This window comes from Sulfitobacter litoralis (assembly GCF_900103185.1).
Classification (GTDB): Bacteria; Pseudomonadota; Alphaproteobacteria; order Rhodobacterales; family Rhodobacteraceae; genus Sulfitobacter; species Sulfitobacter litoralis.
In genome coordinates this window covers 1-2,316 of sequence record NZ_FNJD01000053.1, presented here as the reverse complement: position 1 = coordinate 2,316, position 2,316 = coordinate 1, and the positions used below count along the sequence as shown (strand labels likewise).

Here is a 2,316-nt window from a genome sequence, read left to right as displayed (position 1 = left end):
ACGTGACCGCCATATCGCCGACGTCGCAGCCCGCGGGCGGATGGCCTGGCAGAAAGCCACTGGCTACAACCAACGCAGCCGGGGCGAAACCCTCATGGGCCGCTGGAAGGTGGTTATTGGGCCAAAGCTAAAGGCGCGTACCTTCGAAAATCAGAAAACAGAAGCCAAGATTGGCGTCCGGGTTCTCAACTGGATGACCGGACTTGGCCACCCAAGCTTTGAACGTACCGCCTGAATTCCGTCTCGGGTAGGGCGCGCTCTGAGTTGCAGTTGATCTATGCAACACGGCCCATTGTACTGGGCGCATCGGTCTTCTCGCTGAGTTTCCACCTTGTTGGTGGACCGGATGTCATCTTCGACTGGATATCCACATTCGATCTCTCCCGATGGGAGTTATTGGCGATGCTTCTTGCTGTGGTCATCGTCCTTGGGTTTGTTTTTGACTGGATCGAGGTGCTGCTGGTCTTCATACCCGTGCTGATGCCGATCTTTTCGGAACTCGACTTCGCAGATCACGTCGGCTCAGCCTACTTTGCACAAATCTGGATCGCTGGCCTGATAGCACTGGCTTTGCAGACGTCCTTTCTGACGCCTCCCTTCGGCTATGCCTTATTTTTCGCCAAGATGGCGGCACCGAAAGGTATCAACCTTTCCGATATCTATCGCGGCGCGGTACCGCTTGTCGCCATTGAGATCGTTTTGATTGCGGCGCTAATCTCGTTCCCTCAGCTTATCACCTGGCTGCCTGAAGTGACCCTTGGGCCTGCAGACACGCCGCAGCTGATCGAACGGTGACAGATGTTTCTGGCGCGGATAAGGGAGTTGCGGCGGGGTCACAAGAAGAAGTCATAAAGTTCGCCAGGGGTTTGATTGCGCGCGGCCCGAAGAGACTACCTTTACAGATGGTCAGAGACGGTTTCGGAATGCGTTGAGTACTCTGATCGAGACATTCGAGAATAAGAGTGCCGTCAAGGAACACGAAACAGCTCAATACGTCATAGTGGAAAAGGCCACGTCGCACATTCAGCTCACGCTTCTTCGCTCGCTGCCTTGTGCTTATGACCTCTGCCGCCAAACTCGGACGGGTCGTCACAGGCGTGGCGCGCGCATTCCAGCTCCAGCGTTGTGTGTTCGATGTTGAAGCGGTCGGCCAGCGCCGTCTTGATTTGCTCTTTCACGGCATCCGCATCGCTCCAGCGACCTTCCGCGATGACCACATGCGCGTCGAGCGCGGCGCGGTGTTCGTCCATCTGCCAGAAATGCGCGTGATGGATGCCAGCCACGCCGTCGAGGTCGCGCACCGTATCGAGAACCGCGCCCGTCTCGATCTCGGGCGGCGAGCCGAGCATGAGAATGCGGATGACCGGGCCGATCTCGCGGAAGGATTGCCAAAGGATGTACCCTGCTATCAGAACGGTCACGATCGGATCAACCAGTCGCCAATCGTAAAGCAGGATCAGCGTGCCCGCGACGATCACCGCGACAGAGCCGAGCGCGTCGGCGACATTGTGCAGGAAGGCCGCGCGAATGTTCACACTGGATTTGGACATCGTGTAGGTCAGCATCGCAGTCGCCGCGTCCACGACGAGCGCAATGCCTGCGATGACCACGATCAGCCAGCCCTCGACGTCCTGTGGGTCGGCGAAGCGCATCGCGGCTTCGTACAGCAGGTAGAGACCGATCACGATGAGCGTCGTGTAATTGATGAGGGCGGCCACAACCTCGACCCGGCCATAGCCGAAGGTCATTTTCGCATTCCGTGGCCGCCGCGCGATCTTGCGCGCACCAAAGGCGATGATGAGCGAAATCGCATCGGAGAAATTGTGAAGCGCGTCTGCGATCAGGGCGAGCGAACCGGAAACGATGCCACCCAGAATTTGCGCGGCCGTCAGGCCGAGATTGACCGCGATGGCGGCGAATACCCGACGGTCACCTGCTTCGGGGTCAACGTGATGATGGTGCCCGTGTCCCATATCGGCAACTCCTTCATATCCGGCCCATGTGATGGATGACATCCAATGCCCGGACGGCAGAAATCCGGGCGGGTCTCATGACAGTGCACGCCACGATGAAAACTTTGGAGATGTCTGCGGGGGCGCGCCCGAAAACGTTGCAATGTTCATCGAACTCTCCTCCTCTGCCAATTCTGTATCCAAGCAAGCCTGAAGCGCGTTCGTTCCATCAGGTAAGGGCTCCCGAGGCTGACTTCGCATGCTGCCCATGGACCGTTTCGACAAGTGAATGATGCCCACCTTGTCTGGGCGCAAACCAGCGGTGCAGGGCGGGCATGACCAGTAGGGTCAGCACGGTTGACGA

General features: G+C 58.2%; 2 protein-coding genes and 1 pseudogene. 2 read left to right on the top strand and 1 reads right to left on the bottom strand.

The features are described from left to right. Window positions 1-235 (top strand): annotated as a pseudogene (locus BLQ98_RS17965) (IS5 family transposase); the annotation flags it as partial. A gap of 29 nt (window positions 236-264) precedes the next feature. After that, complete coding sequence (locus BLQ98_RS17960) at window positions 265-795, top strand: TRAP transporter large permease subunit (protein ID WP_244148488.1); 531 nt, start codon at window positions 265-267, stop codon at window positions 793-795. 233 nt (window positions 796-1,028) lie between these two features. On the opposite strand, the gene BLQ98_RS17955 is transcribed toward BLQ98_RS17960, so the two are convergent. Next, window positions 1,029-1,973 (bottom strand): cation diffusion facilitator family transporter, encoded by a 945-nt coding sequence (locus BLQ98_RS17955; RefSeq protein WP_093734544.1) that lies wholly within the window; start codon window positions 1,971-1,973, stop codon window positions 1,029-1,031. Window positions 1,974-2,316 lie beyond the last annotated feature (343 nt).